The sequence below is a fragment of the Gluconobacter sp. GP1 genome (assembly GCF_032913585.1).
In the GTDB taxonomy this organism is placed as follows: domain Bacteria; phylum Pseudomonadota; class Alphaproteobacteria; order Acetobacterales; family Acetobacteraceae; genus Gluconobacter; species Gluconobacter cerinus.
The window spans coordinates 50,767-65,817 of sequence record NZ_JASGXC010000007.1; the positions used below are offsets into that span (position 1 = coordinate 50,767).

Annotated in this window: 7 protein-coding genes; 1 reads left to right on the forward strand and 6 read right to left on the reverse strand. The window is 59.6% G+C overall.

The features are described 5' to 3' along the window. Positions 1-14: 14 nt before the first annotated feature. From R5H23_RS14170 to tsaE, 6 genes are all read right to left on the reverse strand, one after another. A complete protein-coding gene (locus tag R5H23_RS14170; RefSeq protein ID WP_211495828.1) occupies positions 15-662 on the reverse strand; it encodes a GcrA family cell cycle regulator in 648 nt (215 codons plus the stop codon). Positions 663-795: 133 nt separating this feature from the next. Further along, positions 796-1,998, reverse strand: coding sequence for a ribonuclease D (gene rnd, locus R5H23_RS14175; protein WP_202206233.1), 1,203 nt, complete (start codon positions 1,996-1,998; stop codon positions 796-798). A gap of 86 nt (positions 1,999-2,084) precedes the next feature. Beyond that, the gene (trxA, locus tag R5H23_RS14180) at positions 2,085-2,411 is read right to left on the reverse strand and encodes a thioredoxin TrxA (protein WP_007283421.1); all 327 of its coding nucleotides are present in this window, start codon (positions 2,409-2,411) and stop codon (positions 2,085-2,087) included. Positions 2,412-2,494: 83 nt separating this feature from the next. Continuing rightward, positions 2,495-6,052: a double-strand break repair helicase AddA gene (addA, locus tag R5H23_RS14185; RefSeq protein ID WP_317215838.1), complete on the reverse strand. Its 3,558-nt coding sequence runs from the start codon at positions 6,050-6,052 to the stop codon at positions 2,495-2,497. Continuing rightward, positions 6,049-9,084 carry a double-strand break repair protein AddB gene (gene addB, locus R5H23_RS14190; RefSeq protein ID WP_317215839.1) on the reverse strand — a complete coding sequence of 1,012 codons (3,036 nt, stop codon included), beginning with the start codon at positions 9,082-9,084 and terminating at the stop codon, positions 6,049-6,051. The genes addA and addB overlap by 4 nt, the downstream gene beginning before the upstream one ends. Further along, positions 9,081-9,530 (reverse strand): tRNA (adenosine(37)-N6)-threonylcarbamoyltransferase complex ATPase subunit type 1 TsaE, encoded by a 450-nt coding sequence (tsaE, locus tag R5H23_RS14195; RefSeq protein ID WP_317215874.1) that lies wholly within the window; start codon positions 9,528-9,530, stop codon positions 9,081-9,083. The genes addB and tsaE overlap by 4 nt, the downstream gene beginning before the upstream one ends. Before the next feature lie 240 nt (positions 9,531-9,770). Between tsaE and R5H23_RS14200 the strand changes: the two genes are divergently transcribed. Then, positions 9,771-15,050: a Hint domain-containing protein gene (locus R5H23_RS14200; RefSeq protein WP_317215840.1), complete on the forward strand. Its 5,280-nt coding sequence runs from the start codon at positions 9,771-9,773 to the stop codon at positions 15,048-15,050. Position 15,051: the final 1 nt, after the last annotated feature.

Below are 15,051 nucleotides of genomic sequence, written 5' to 3' on the forward strand. Positions count from 1 at the left end.
TGGACGGCTTTTTTTTAATCGCGACGGTCGCGGATTTTGACGTAGGCGATGGCCGCATGTTCCGCACAGTAGGGCTTACCCGGCAGAGGGGTTGCACCACAGAAATGGAACCCCGGGGTGCCTGGATCACCGATCGGCCAACAGCAGGACGGCCCACGGCGCGTCGGACGATCAATGCTGGCCGTAAAACGCGGCGGCGGAGCCGGACGGACCGGCGGAGCCACACGAGGTTCCGGAGCAGGAGGCTTGGCGGGCGCTTCAGCCTTCAGAGGTGGAACCGCAGCTGCGCGTGCAACTGGTGCAACCACAGGACGGGCCGCCACAGTCTCTGCCGCTTTTGCAGGAGCGGCCTTGGGCGCATCCACCTTGGCTGGGGTGGCCTTGGCGTCTACCTTGTCACCCAAAAGGTCAGCAGTTGCTTCGGCAGGTGCCGCAGCCTTCCGGGTGGGGGGCTTGCGCCGTGGCACTTCCGTTGACGGCGTTTCGCCATCCTTGACCTTGCGGTTCCGGATGGGTGACGGGCGGGGCGGCAGGCCAAGGCGATGCGCCTTGCCAACAACAGCATTCTTCGTGATGGAAAGCTGGCGGCCGATTTCGGCGGTCGAAAGTCCCTGACTCCACAACTCGCGAAGTCTGGCGATCGTCTCGTCCGTCCAGTCCATATATCGTTCCTCTGTCGCGCATCCGGGCCTGTCTTGGCCCACTATCCTGTTACCCGCCGACCCTTTTTACAGGACCGGAATCTTTTGGGTGACGTTCCTTACCAGAAAGTCATGCCCGCGTCGAAGGTGCTTGTCACGCGTCCGCAGGTTCACCGTCTGGTGCAACCCGCTGAAGCTCAACACATCCCTTTACGACAGCCAGTGCGATCTCACCACGTACGAGCGCCAGCGCATCCAGCCCAAAAACTTCACGACGCCAGCCCTTGAGAGCACCGACATCTGTCTCACCAAGTGCAATCCGGTCCAGATCTTCAGAAGACGCCACCAGACGCGGCGCAACTTTGTGCATTTCACACTTGGCTGTCTGAAGCACCCGAAGAAGCGCAACCAGTGCCGCTGATGGCCGTCCACGATCAGACTTGGACGGTGGCTTGGGCAGTTCGGACTCCGGAAGGTTTTCACCGACACGAACGACTTCCAGAAGTCCCTGCCCCATGCGCCCTTCGGCAAAGCCACGCGTTACACCACGGACACGCGCTAGCGTCTCAACGTTTTCCGGCTTGATCGCAGCAATTTCGAGCAGACTTTCATCCCGAATAACCCGCTGCCGGGGAATATCGGCGTTCTGCGCCTCTTTTTCACGCCATGCTGCTATCTCACGCAGGATACCTAGCATTCTGCGATTATTCGTGCGGGCTTTCAGCTTTTCCCAAAGACGGCGCGGATCAGGGCGGAATGTCTCTTCGGACGTCAGAACAGCCTGTTCCGCATCAGCCCAGCGTAGGCGACCTTCATCTTCAAGCTGCTTGCGAAGCGCAAGATAGACTGTGCGAAGATGCGTCACATCCGCTGCTGCGTAAGCGATCTGGGCCTTCGTCAGCGGACGGGCTGACCAGTCACTGAACCGATGAGCTTTGTCGATCGCATTGCCAGTGATAGCCCCTACGAGGCTGTCATAGCCGACCTGATCGCCAAATCCGGCCACCATTGCTGCGACCTGTGTATCGAACAGGGACTGCGGGAGCCGGTCGAAAATATGAAGGAAGATTTCAAGGTCCTGCCGTGCGGCATGGAAAACCTTTATGCATCCGGGCTCATCCAGGAGTTCGCCCAGTGGTGCCAGATCAATGCCCGGTGCCAGCGTATCGATAACGGCGACGTCTTCGGCGCCAGCAAGCTGCACGAGGCAGAGCTCGGGCCAGTAGGTTTTTTCCCGAACGAATTCCGTATCGATGGTAACGAACGGCTCCTGCTTCAGCTTGTTGCAGAGCCGTGCAACCTCCTCACTGGAGGTTACGATGACGGGGGACGGGAAATCAGAGGCTTTCGGACGCATGGCCCGATCCTACACAAAGGAATCGCCTCTGACCACGCCCCCACTGCCCTCGAATGAAGGACAGTGAACAGCGCATCGCTGTCAGATCAGATGGACTTCTCGATCCAAGCCTTGAGCTGGCTCTTTGGCATCGCACCCATCTGCTGTGCAACCGGCTTGCCGTCCTTGAAGACGATCAGCGTCGGGATGCTGCGAACGCCATACTGCGTCGGGGCTTCCGGGTTGGAGTCGATGTTGACCTTGGCGACCTTCAGGCGACCCTGATACTCAGCGCCGATTTCCTCGAGCGCCGGGGCAATCATCTTGCACGGACCGCACCATTCTGCCCAGAAATCGACCAGAACCGGTCCGTCAGACTTCAGGACGTCTGTTTCAAAGCTGCTATCCGTAACGGCAACCGTATTTGCGCTCATGGACGTGTTCCTTGTGATGAAACGTGTTTCTGTAAACCGATATCGGCTTCTCTGGTCAGGACTGCAAGAGCCTGCCCATTAAATCAAGACCCCTCCAGTACACGATCCAGAAGCTCATCTGGAAGAACCATCACAGAGGGCCCCTCCGTCCAGACCAGCGAGCAGTGAATGGCAAAATCGGGGTGCAGTTGCTGGAGAACAGCCCGATAGGCCGCCATCTGCCGCACATAGGCCACGGGTGTACGCTCAACGCGAATCGGTGGAGTACGGTTCGTTTTGTAATCGCAGATCCAGATTTCTCCGTCCCCGATCCAGAGACGGTCCACCTGCCCCAGAACCACGCGCCCCTCACTGATGCCCGATATTGGCTGCTCGGCCCGACTACCTGCCTGAAACAGAGGTGCGAGATCCGGATGATGCAGGACGCCCATGACCTGATCCGTCAGACGCCCGACCTCGTTCTCTGTTAGCCCAAGCGCAGGTCTGGAAAGCCAACGGGTTGCGAGTGCCAGCCGATCTTCGGAAGGCGTTTCCGGCAGAAGCTGAAGCAGGCGATGGATCATCGTGCCGCGCCGCATGGCCTGTTCCCGAACTGGCTTTGGCCTCCCCGCCAGAAGTTCCAGCGGGGAGCGGGCTGCGGGCACTTCGCCAAACTCCGCGCCATCCGGCCGGCTTGGCGCCAGAGGCCGGGTCATGGCGTCTTCTATTGGCGCAACATCCGCGCGCCACTCGGGCGCACGGCCTAGCCAGACCGGCAAGTCCAGCATGGGCGTGACGATCTGCGGCGCGGCATCGGGCGCAGGAGCCACACTTCGCTCTTCTTCCAGAACCAGACGGTCTCCGTCCCACCCCAGTCCCAGCGGTTCGGATCGTGCATTGATGAGCGTTTCAAACCCTGCTTGACATTGACGATACCAGCTTGTGTCTTCCGGCTGGCGTTTCGTGGATGCTCCGCAAATCACCAGCCAGTCACTGGCGCGCGTCAGGGCCACATAGAGCAAACGGTTGTTTTCCGCCCGCGCCTTCTCTGCATCCCGGGCAGACAAAGCGGTCGTGACATCCGTGCCAGCATCTTTCTTCGGGACCCAGATCGGAAGGTCCAGCCCGGCGGCTTCTTCCCACAGGAAGTCTCCACTGGCTGGCGCACGGGACAACGTATCCGGCATCACGACCAAACGGGCCTGCAATCCCTTCGATCCATGCACAGTCATGACGCGGACAGCCCCGGTCTCGCTTTCCGCTTCACGCTTACTGGTGATTTCGCTGGCTTCCAGCCAATGCAGGAACCCCTGAAGCGAAGGGGGGTGCAGTCCCTCATAGCGCAAGGCGGCCGTCAGCAATTCGTCCACCGGTTCAGCCGCTTCCGGCCCTAGACGACGCAGCAGTCTTGTGCGCCCGCCATGCGGGCCAAGGGCTTCGGCCAGCAGACGATACGGCGTGGCATAATCCACCCGTGCATAAAGCGCGGACAGCATCGTCCATGCCGCCTGCCACTCCGCACGCTCCCGATGACGTTCCCGCAGGACAGTCCAGAGCGGCTGACCTTTCGGGCCAAGGGCGTGGGCGCGGCCGTCTTTTGTCGCCAGCGCCATCAGGGAGTCATCGCTCAGTCCACCGAGGGGTGAGGTCAGAACCGCCGCCAGTGTCAGATCGTCTTGTGGCAAAAGCAGTGCCGCACAGAGCGTCATGAGGTCGCGCACAGCGACCTGCTGTGTCAGACCAACGCGCACCAGTGTTGCCACCGGCACATTCCGCGACTTCAACGCCCGGATCAGGGAGCGCAGGAATGACGAACGACGCGGGACGAGAATCAGGACATCACCGGCTTTCAACGGCGCCTGACCCGGTTGCGGCGAACGGCCAATCTGTTGATCGATCCACCCGGCAAGGGCCTCCGCCAGACGCTGTGGTGCACTGCGCTGGCCAGTATTGGCTTTTGGAGCCTGCCAGGGCGTCAGACCTTCATCGTCGTCCTCGCCTTCCAGCACCGGAACGAGCGGCCAGAGTTCAACGCGCCCACCCTGCCCCGGACGCGCGGAGACATGGGAAAGCAGTGCCTCCTGCCCCTGTTCTAACAGTCCGTGTGCCGCATTCGGCTGGGAAAAGACCGCATCTACGAAAGACAGAACAGGTGTGACGGAGCGGAACGAAACGTTCAGATCCGGATCACGCCACGGCAGACCCGCATTCTGAACGCGGCGGGCAAATTCGGCTCTCCAGCTATGAAACTGTTCAGGATCAGCGCCCTGAAATCCGTAAATGGACTGTTTGTAGTCACCGACCGCGAACACGGTGCGGGGTCTCGGTCCCTGCTCCCATGCGCCCTCACCGGAAAAGAACTCGGATGTCAGAGCCCCGGCAATCTCCCACTGAAGGCCGGAATTATCCTGCACCTCATCCAGCAGAAGATGGTCGATACCGCCATCCAGTTTGTAGAGCACCCAGGCCGCCCCTGGATCTTCCAGCAGATTCCGCGTTTCCTGAATGAGATCGTTGTAGTCTACCAGTCCACGCGCGGCCTTGCCCTCACGGAAGCTGGATAGCATCGGCGCGGCAAGGGACAGAAGTGCGCGATTCAGTGAGAGAAGCACGGCACGCTTGATGCTTTCTGTCAGATCGAGGAGGCGCTGGCCTTCCTCTTCCAGCAGCGGCACGATTTCAGGAACGACGTCCTGTGCTTTTTTGCTGATGATGCGGTTCATCTGCCGCACGGTGCCCTTGTCCGTCAGCAGACATTTGCTCCAGACGGGGGCCGAACGGTCTTCCAACTGTGTCCCAAGCCACAGAAGCATCTGCTCCACAGTGGGCTTCGCAGCAGCCGTGACAACGCCGAGCGCCGCCTGAAGTCCGGCCCGCAATTCCGCTTCCTTGCGAGGCTTACAGATCAACCCTTCCAGATCAGACGCGGCCTCCTGCCCTGCCTTCAGAGCACCCCGATAGGCGCTCAGCACAGCGTCCGGCAGCATCTGCCAACGATCCAGCAGGGGACGGACGCGGCTTTCTTCCATGTTCAGAGCGCGAATCCTCTGGAAGAACCGGTCGATCCCGATGGTCCCCGCCACTTCCGCCACGATTTTCGGAGCTTTGGCGAGCTCGTCTTCCATGGCTTCCCGCAAAGCGAGCGTCGTGTCCGTATCTTCCATCAGGGTGAAATGCGGATCGACTGAGGCTTCAAGTGGGAAACGGCGCAGAAGCGACTGACAGAACGCATGGATCGTTTCGATCCGCAGACCGCCCGGCAGGTCCAGAACCTTCAGGAACAGCGCACGGGCCGCACGACGTGTCTCATCCGTATTGGGGACACGCAGTTTCTCAAGTTCCCGGCCCAGACGCTCATCCGGGAGCGACACCCATTCACCAAGCCGGGACTGGAGACGGTTGGCCATCTCGGCGGCGGCGGCCTTTGTGTAGGTCAGGCACAGGATGCGGGACGGGTTTGCCCCTTCGGTCAACACAATCGATCCATCATCCGCGTCCACTTCAAGTGGCAGCATCAGACGAAGCAGACGATCAATCAGCAGCTTGGTCTTGCCCGATCCGGCAGACGCGGACACGAAGACGGACGCCATCGGGTCAGACGCGGCAAGCTGCGTGCGATCAGCTTCAGCAATAACGTCAGCGCGGTTGCGGATCTCGCTCATGAATCGTCTCCTTCCGCATAGGCCGCGCGCCATTCATCCACCCGCGCCAACTGCGCGTAATCCGTGTAGCGCGGCACATGTCCGGCCCAGGGCTGGGAGCGATAGGGTTGATCGGGCTGGTCGTACTCGTCGATGAGGCTACGCAGTTTTTCCATGGCCTCACCAATCAGGGCCGCCGCATCAAGGCTGGACTTCCGGCTTGGGACTTCGCTTTCTTTCCCCGGATCATCGCCGCCTGTCAGATGCCAGTACAGAAGCTGTTTCGTTTCGGCAGCCGGAACGCCTTCGAAAGCGCCCTTAGCCAGCAATGCCCCTTCCAGAACAAGCTGAACGGACCATCCGCCCTCTACCGCTTTGCCTGTTGGCGGAGAGCCGGTCTTGTAATCGAAGATCGTCGCCTTGCCGTCTTCATCAACATCAATGCGGTCCGCCCTACCGCGCAGTTCGAACGGTGCACGTGCAGCTTCGATCTTGAACGACGCAGACACTTCCATATGCCGCGCGACGGCGTGTTCCTGTTCTCGCCGGGTCCGCTCCTGTATGGCGACCCAGTCCGCAATACGCTCCAGCCTTGGGGCCCACCAACTGACCAGCGCAGGTCGCATATTGGCCTTGGCCAGTTCTTCTGCGAACGCGCGCTTTAGGGATGCGGCCACATTCTGCGGCCAGCGATCCGGATAATCTTTGAGAACGCGATCCATGGCCTCATGCACAATCATGCCGAAATCCGCGTGTTCCGCACCTTCTTCAAGCGGCTTAAGCGCCTTCAGCTTCAGGACATGCTTGGCGTAAATGGCATACGGGTCCTGCATCCACGTCTCGATCTCCGTGATGCTCAGACGACGCGGCCGGAGTGCCACAGGAGGCCTTGGCTCTGGGGGAGCCACGGTTTCTGCACCATCCAGCGGCTGATCCATCGCCTTTTGCCATTCGAGCGCGGGATGCACAGGCAGTTTCTGCCCACGGCCACCCAGAAACGCTTCCATTCGCACCATCCAGCGCGCGGGCACACCCGGTGCACCGTCACGCCGGGCGGAACTGGAGAACACGACCTCCCCAGCGGCCAGAGCCGTTGAGACGAAATCATGAGCGCTGATGCCGATCTGCCGCTCAGGAGACGGCAGACCAACACGCGTTCGCATAGGTCGGCTCAACCATGGCCCCGGATCAGTCGCAGGCGGCCAGACCGTTTCGTTTAATCCACCCAGAACCACCACATCGAACGCCAGCAGACGCGCTTCGAGCACACCTAGAATGGTGACACGCGGATGGGCCAGTTCCACACCGCCCCGATGCGCGCGCAAGCCCGTCAGCATCTGCCCTGCCATGGATGTATTCAAAAAGGAATCCAGATGCGCCAACCTTTGCGGTGGCAGGATGCCAGTGTGCTGAATCAAAGCGGCCAAATGGCGGGATAGCGCCTCACCATCATCTCCCATCCAGAGACGCCCGCCCGGATGCAGGCCTTCTTCAGGCTCTGCGGTCAGTTCTGTTTCGGTCGCGGCCAAGGCTTCGGCGGTATGAATCAAGGCTTCCAGCAATTCAGGGAGTGGAACCGCGCCAGACAGGCCAAGCAAAGGCTCGAAAGCGGCTTCAATCCGGGCGATGAATGCCGCTGGTCCTTCCGGCTCATCAGGAGCATCTGCGCTGGCACCATTGTCCGGGTCACGCTGGTTCTGGATATACGTCTCAAGCGCCGCTTTGAGGCCCGCGATCCCAGGTGCAGGTGCAGGTCCACGCAACAACAGACGCTCCAGCCGACGGGCCGAGGCATGACAGCTACCCGGTGTCCGACCAAGAGACGCCAAAGGGTGTTTCAGAACGGAAAGCAGAGCCACCGGGGAAAGCTGGGCCTCGGCTGCCGTGGCGATCAGGCGCAGGAACACGGCGGCTGGCGTCTGCGCCAGAGGCTCACCGGCACTGTCATCAGCATAAATCCCGAACCGCAAAAGCTCGGTCCCAACACGCTGAGCCAGACTGCGATCCGGCGTCACAAGCGCGCAGGTCTGGCCGGGAACAGACACCACATTCCGAAGGATCAGCGCGATGGACTGCGCTTCCTGCTGCTGATCCTGTGCGGGAAGCAGAGACAGGCCGGAAATATTACGCGGGTTCAGATCCCGCCCCCAGGCCGTAATCCCCTGTTCCGGCAGCATGACGCCACGCATCAGGCGCTCTCTGGCCCGATCCCTGCCGCCGTCCCAATCCGTCAGATCGTCGCGTGTCAGCCCCAGATCCGTAAGAATTTCCTTAAGACCAGCCTGTGGGTGTGACGCAGGAAGCGCGTCCCACATCGCCTGAGGCAGGTCCAGATCAACACCCGGCAGGATCACCAGCCCGGCGGGTAACGTCGCAACCGCCGCCAGCACATCTGAAACCGCTGCAGACCCATCTGCGAACCCGACCGCCCAAACGGGCGTGTGGGGTGGGACATGCTGCCACGCCGCCGCCTGCGCTTTCAGACGTGCGACCTGACGGGCTACGGGGTTCGACAGACCTTCTTCTTCCAGCCATTTCGGCCAGATCGTCGTGACGATTTCCAGAAATTTCAGCGTCTGCTGCCAGTGTTCTGAAAAGCGTTCCTCCACAGCGTCCGGCAGGCTTTTCGCCAGATCGATACCACTGCGCTCGGCCTCATCCATCAGGTCCGCCAGCGCCTTGGCGAGAGGCCATGCCCGATCAATGCCTTTGGTTTTGTCCACTCCGACACTGACAATGGGCGTTTGCAGAATCAGCATGGACAGAACAGCCAGCCGTCTTTGTGGTTCAACAGCCGGGGGCAACGAGACATCAATCCCGATGGACGCCAGCGCCTCTTCATCTACGTCATTGATCGCAACGATGCGCGGCAGAAGGGATGCCTTTCCATCCAGCACGCGCAGGAACGCTTCCATCAACGCACGGCCGGCACGACGGCTCGGCACGAGCAGCAGGCCCGGACCGTCCGTTCCTGCGGCAGGATCCTGCTTCAGCCATTCATGAGCGACCCGATCCAGAAACGGTTCGGTACCGGCAATCGTCACAACGGTCATGGCGCAATCCCGCTCAGGCGCTCGTCCGGCCAACCGGTCAGCTCTGCAAACCGTTCATCCTCTGTCGCGCCAGAGGTCAGCGTCAGATGCAGGGCATTGGTAGGGAGAAGATCTTCAGCGCGCTCTGGCCATTCCACCAGCATGATGCCTTCACAGGCTTCATCCCAAGCCAGTTCATACAGCGCATCCGGCCCATCCAGCCGCCATAGGTCATAATGGAAAACCGGCCCGGCAGACGTGTCATAGGGCTGAACCAGTGCAAAGCTCGGGCTTGGAACTTCCATCTGCGGATCACGGGCCAGAACCCGCAGAAATGCCCGCGCAAAGGTAGTTTTCCCGGCCCCCAGACCGCCTGACAGGGCAATGCAATCGCCCGGAGCGCACAGCCCGGCGATTCGGGCGGCAAGATGTTCGGTCGAGGACTGATCGAGAAGACGTATCTGCATCCCCACAATGTGACGCCGCACGTCTCATCCATCAAGCGGTGGATGTTCTGCTTTCTGACAACAGGGCATTGCTCGTCACAAGCATAAAACATGACACAAAACGAAATAAAGTGAACGTTTTGTGATTATTTGAAAAATTCAAACAATCCTTATTGACTCTTTATTACATACACAGAGAAATGGTTTTTAACTTTTCAGTAACCATTCTGAACAAGACCATTCCAATCAGGGTATTTACCGATGACGTCCAACCTTCTGATCAATGAATTCATGTTCAATCCAAGTGCATCGGGAGATCCGAACGAATTTATTGAAGTCAAAGGGGATGCCGACACAGATTACAGTGAATGGTCACTGATCATTGTTGATGGTGACGGCAGCGTCGCGGGCAAAATTGACAACGTTTTTCAGCTTGGAACAACAAACAGCGCTGGCTACTGGGTGACGCCATACCAGACGAATGCTTTGCAGAACGGCACGCAAACTGTCCTTTTGGTCAAGAATTTCACCGGCAAGGCTGGCGATGATCTCGATACAGCCAATGGTGGGACGTTCACCTCCACGCCCTGGTCTGAGATTGGAGATACCATTGCCGTTTCAGACGGTGGCAGCGGTGATCCGACCTATGCTGGCGCTCCGGTTCTGACGGGTAAGCTGATTGCCGGCGCCTCCCGCATTCCGGATGGAACGGACACAAACAGCGCCTCCGACTGGGCAATTGATGACCCCTCACTGGCTGGTATCGAAGGCTACGGAACCACTGCCGCTGCGGGAACGGTTCTGGTCACACCGGGAGCCGCCAATGACGGGAGCGCTACAGGCGGTTCAGGAACAGGCACCAACACAGGTGGCTCTGATACCGGCACGGGAGGCTCTTCGGGCTCCGATACCGGGAGTGGAACGGGTACTGGCACCGGATCGGAAACAGGCGGAAGCTCGTCTGGCGGAACCAGCACCACGCCCCAGACCCTGACAATCCAGCAGATCAATGGCGTCGGCTATTACAGCCCGTATGCGGGTGCCAGCGTCACAACCACTGGCGTCGTCACGGCAATCGATACGAATGGCAGCATCGGCTTCTGGGTTCAGCAGGCTAGCAAAGACAAGGACAGCATCGGTAGCACAGGCATCTTTGTCTATGCGGGTAAGACAGCCACCCTTCCGACCGTGGGTGAAACCGTTACCATTACCGGCACCGTCACGAACTACTCCGGTACCTCTTGGAGCAAGTCCCTCACGCTGCCGGAGATCAATCTGGTCTCTTACACCGATACGGGCGCGACCTACGCAGAGATTGCTCCGACGGTCATTGGTCAGGGTGGCCTGACGGTTCCAGCCGCATCTTACCTCGGAGACCTTGAGCAGGCGATCGATCTTAACAAGAGCACGGCGTCTCTAAGCCCCGATACGAACGCTCTTGATTTCTATCGTAACCTCATCGGTCAGGTCATTACCCTGCATGATGTCGTGGCGACCGGCGCCACCGCGTCCAATGCCACATGGGTTGTGCCTGATAATGGTAATGGCCTCCTGACGCCCACCGGTGCACTTCAGAGCACCGAGAGCAGCATCAACACCCAGCGCGTCGAAATCTATTACGACAGCGGTGTCACCCCTGGCTCTGCCATCAGTGCCGAGGTGGGAGACAAGCTTGGCGATATCACAGGTGTTCTGACCTATTACAACGGCGTCTATGAACTGATCCCGACCACACAGGTCACGGTCATTCACACAGAAACGCCTGCGCCGGTCACGACCTTCCACAAGGACGAGCAGAATCTTCTCGTCAGTGACTATAATATCGAGAATTTCAACGCTCTTGATCCGGCCAATGCAGACCGTCTGGCGCAGGTTGCCAAGATCATCGTGCAGAACCTCGACAACCCGGACGTTCTGGCTATCCAGGAAATCCAGGACGACAGCGGCACAACCAGCGACGGTACGGTCAGCGCCGAGCAAAACCTCGCAGCGCTGGTCAAGGCAATCACAGATGCCGGTGGCCCAACGTATTCCTGGGCTCAGGTTGATCCTGCCAATAACACGCAGGGCGGTGTCACGGGCGGCAACATCCGTAGCGTGTTCCTCTACAACGCAGACCGCGTCACGCTGAAAGAGCCCGTTACCACCATCGGCAGTGAGGAACTGAGCGGCACGTTCAAGAATACCCGCCTGCCACTGGTTGGAACCTTCGAGTTCAACGGTAAGGACGTCACGCTCATCAACGTGCATCTGTCCTCCCAGGCTGGAAGTTCGGAACTGTATGGCGCAACCCAGCCCCCGGTAAACCATGGCGGCACGACGGCGACGGTTAACAACCGTATCGCGCAGGCCCAGTACATCACGAACTACGTCCAGAACCAGCTTTCGAGCGATCCAACCGCGAAGATCGGCATCCTCGGAGACTTCAATGACGTAGCGTGGAGCGACGCCAATCAGGTCTATGCCAACGCTGGCCTGACGGACATGGAAACCAAGGAAGACGCGAGCAACCGCTACACCTACATCTACGAAGGTAACGCTCAGTCCCTCGATCACACCATCGGCACGGACGGGTTCGCCAATGCAGGCCAGTTCCAGACCCTGCATATCAACACAGGGCAGCTGGATGGTGAATCGGATCACGATCCGTCCCTGACCCTGCTGGAAATGACAGATTACAGCGCCACAAGCGGCGCAGCTCTGTCCGACGTTGCTCTAACGAATAGTCAGACCGCTGCCGTTCACAGCGGAAGCACAGCCTCGAACATCAGCGTTGGTGATGGCAGCCGTCTGGCACTTTATGCCGGCAGCACGACCAAGAATATCCATCTTGCCAGTGGTGCAAAAGTGGATCTGCCGGAACTCGCCTGGTCCAGCGGCACAACAGCAACCCTGACAGACCCTTCCACGCTGGAAATCTCCAACGGCACAGACACCTATACGATTGCTCTCGACAGCGATTACGCCGCCGATTTCTTCACAGTTCAGTCTGACAGTACAGGCGGCACACTCCTGCTGGCCGAAGGGACGCCGTGCTATTGCCGTGGCACGCTCATCCTGACGAACCGCGGGGAAATTCCCGTCGAGCAGCTTGAAATCGGTGACCTGGTTCAGACCCGCTCGAACGGTCTGCGAGCTATTCACTGGATCGGTCGCCGCAGCTATTCGGGTACGTTCGCCAATGGCAACCGCGACATCCTGCCAGTCATTTTCCGGAGCGGTTCTCTGGGCAACAATCTGCCCCAGCAGGACCTGTCCGTTTCGCCGCTCCACGCCATGTATCTGGACGGGGTCCTGATCCCTGCAGTCGCTCTGGTCAATGGCACGAGCATCCTTCAGGCAGAACGCATGGATGAGGTGGCCTATTTCCACATTGAGCTGGAAAGCCACGACGTCATCTTCGCAAACGGTGCGCAATCTGAAACCTTTGTAGACGACAGCTCTCGCGGCATGTTCCACAATGCCTCTGAGTATGATGCGCTTTATCCTGCGGCAAAGCAGGTTCAGGCCCGCTATTGTGCGCCGCGTGTTGAAGAAGGCGCTCAGTTGGCCGCCATCCGGGCGCGCCTGAACGCTCTTTCGACAAAAACACGTATGGCAACGGGCGCTCTGGAAGGCTTCCTGGACGTCGTAACCCACACTCATATTGAAGGATGGGCGCGCGTTCCGGGCAGCACTGACGCCGTTCGTCTTCAGATCCTTGATAATGGGGTTGTTCTCGGCGAAGTCACCACTGCAACGGCAAGGCCAGATGTTGGTGGAGCCTGTGGCTTCCGATTTGAAATTCCAGGCGGTCTGTCTCCGCTGGATCGTCACGTTCTGGAAGTGCGTCGCGCCACCGATCATGCTCCCCTGGGCAACACGCCCTGGATGATGGACCAGATGGAGCAAAAAATTCCACAGGCTGTTCTATCACCGTCGCCAGTGGCCCCTCTGGATGGCTTCATCGACATCGCTACACGCAATCGCATCTCCGGCTGGGCGACGAACCCTGCTGACTCCGAAGATGTCGTGACGCTGCAGATTGTCGATAACGGTGTGGTTCTCGCTTCCATCGTGGCGAACGGTCGTCGCCCCGATGTTGCCAAGAGCGGACGGCCCCTGCTCTGCGGCTTCGATGTGATCCTGCCCGGCGGCCTCTCCCCCCTCACACGCCATGTTCTGGAAGTGCGTCGGGAAGAGGACGGCGCACTTCTGGGCACACCACAGGTTCTGGAACCCGTAACGGCCTTCGACGCGGATATGGAGCAGACTGTAGCCCGCGCTGTGTCTGCCGCCGCTGACGAACAGTCCGGCGATCAGGTTCTGTCCTTCCTCCTCGGACAGGTGGAGAAACTTCGACAGTCCCGTGCGCTGGCCGTGAGTGGTCTGGCAGAACAGTCTCTTCATGCCACGCGCCGTCGCCGGGGAATGCCCACGAAGGCCACCACGCAACGCAAGCGCGCACTCGTCATTGACAGTCTTCGCCCCGATGCCAAGCGGGATGCAGGGTCGCAGGCGATCCTGTCTCACATGATGGCCCTCGAAACTCTGGGTTATGACGTCTGTTTCGTAGCCGCTGACCAAATGGACATGACCGCACCTCTGGACTCACTGCCGAGTGTAAAGGTGCAGGGACTACCGTTCTTTGCGTCCGTCGAAGACGTTCTGCGTCGCCAGTTGAACAGCTTCGACGTCGTGTATCTGCACCGTGAAGACATCGCGACGCGCTACATGGCACTCGTCCGCCGTAACCAGCAGAAAGCCTACGTCCTCTACAGCGTCGCAGACCTTCACTTCCTGCGTCTGGCACGTCAGGCTGCAGTGCAGGGCCGACCGGAACTGATGGCGAAAGCCAATCAGGTTCGGGTGGCGGAATACCGGGCGGCGCTACAGGCGGATGCTGTCCTGACGCATTCTGAAGCAGAAGCGGCCCAGCTTCGGAAAGATCTGCCGCAAGCCATCGTACATGTGGTTCCATGGGCAACACCTGCGGCGAGCACATCGTGCAGAAGCCACGACAGAAACGGCCTACTGTTCATTGGTAACTACGCACATGCCCCAAACAGCGATGCCGTGCAGTGGCTGGTGCATGACATCATGCCCGCAGTGTGGGCCATGGATCCGACCATTACCTGCACTTTGGTTGGGGCAGAGATGCCAGACAGCATCCATGCTCTGGCCAGCGATCACATCCGGGTTCTTGGTCATGTCCCGAACCTGGACAGCGTACTGAATCAGGCGCGCCTCAGTGTCGCTCCTCTCCGGTTCGGGGCAGGCATCAAGGGCAAGGTTCTGGAAAGCCTGTCTGCGGGCGTGCCCTGCGTCATGACGCCCGTGGCCGCAGAAGGACTGGCGCTTCCGGAAAGCCTGCGTGGCCTCGTCCAGTCCACCACCCAAGACATGGCCCAACAGATTGTGGCGCTGCACTCCGCCAAAACTCTGTCTGGCATCATTGAAGCCGGACAGACATACACCAGCGTCACATTCTCTGAAGACGCTGTTACAACGGCACTAGGTATGGCACTTGAGCGGAAAGTAACGCTTCAGGCAGCAGGCTGAA

Excerpts from the sequence above, each read along its gene's own strand:
- rnd (WP_202206233.1), bottom strand. The coding sequence starts at position 1,998 with ATGCGTCCGAAAGCCTCTGATTTCCCGTCCCCCGTCATCGTAACCTCC.
- addA (WP_317215838.1), bottom strand. The coding sequence starts at position 6,052 with ATGAGCGAGATCCGCAACCGCGCTGACGTTATTGCTGAAGCTGATCGC.
- R5H23_RS14170 (WP_211495828.1), bottom strand. The coding sequence starts at position 662 with ATGGACTGGACGGACGAGACGATCGCCAGACTTCGCGAGTTGTGGAGT.
- trxA (WP_007283421.1), bottom strand. The coding sequence starts at position 2,411 with ATGAGCGCAAATACGGTTGCCGTTACGGATAGCAGCTTTGAAACAGAC.
- addB (WP_317215839.1), bottom strand. The coding sequence starts at position 9,084 with ATGACCGTTGTGACGATTGCCGGTACCGAACCGTTTCTGGATCGGGTC.
- R5H23_RS14200 (WP_317215840.1), top strand. The coding sequence starts at position 9,771 with ATGACGTCCAACCTTCTGATCAATGAATTCATGTTCAATCCAAGTGCA.
- tsaE (WP_317215874.1), bottom strand. The coding sequence starts at position 9,530 with ATGCAGATACGTCTTCTCGATCAGTCCTCGACCGAACATCTTGCCGCC.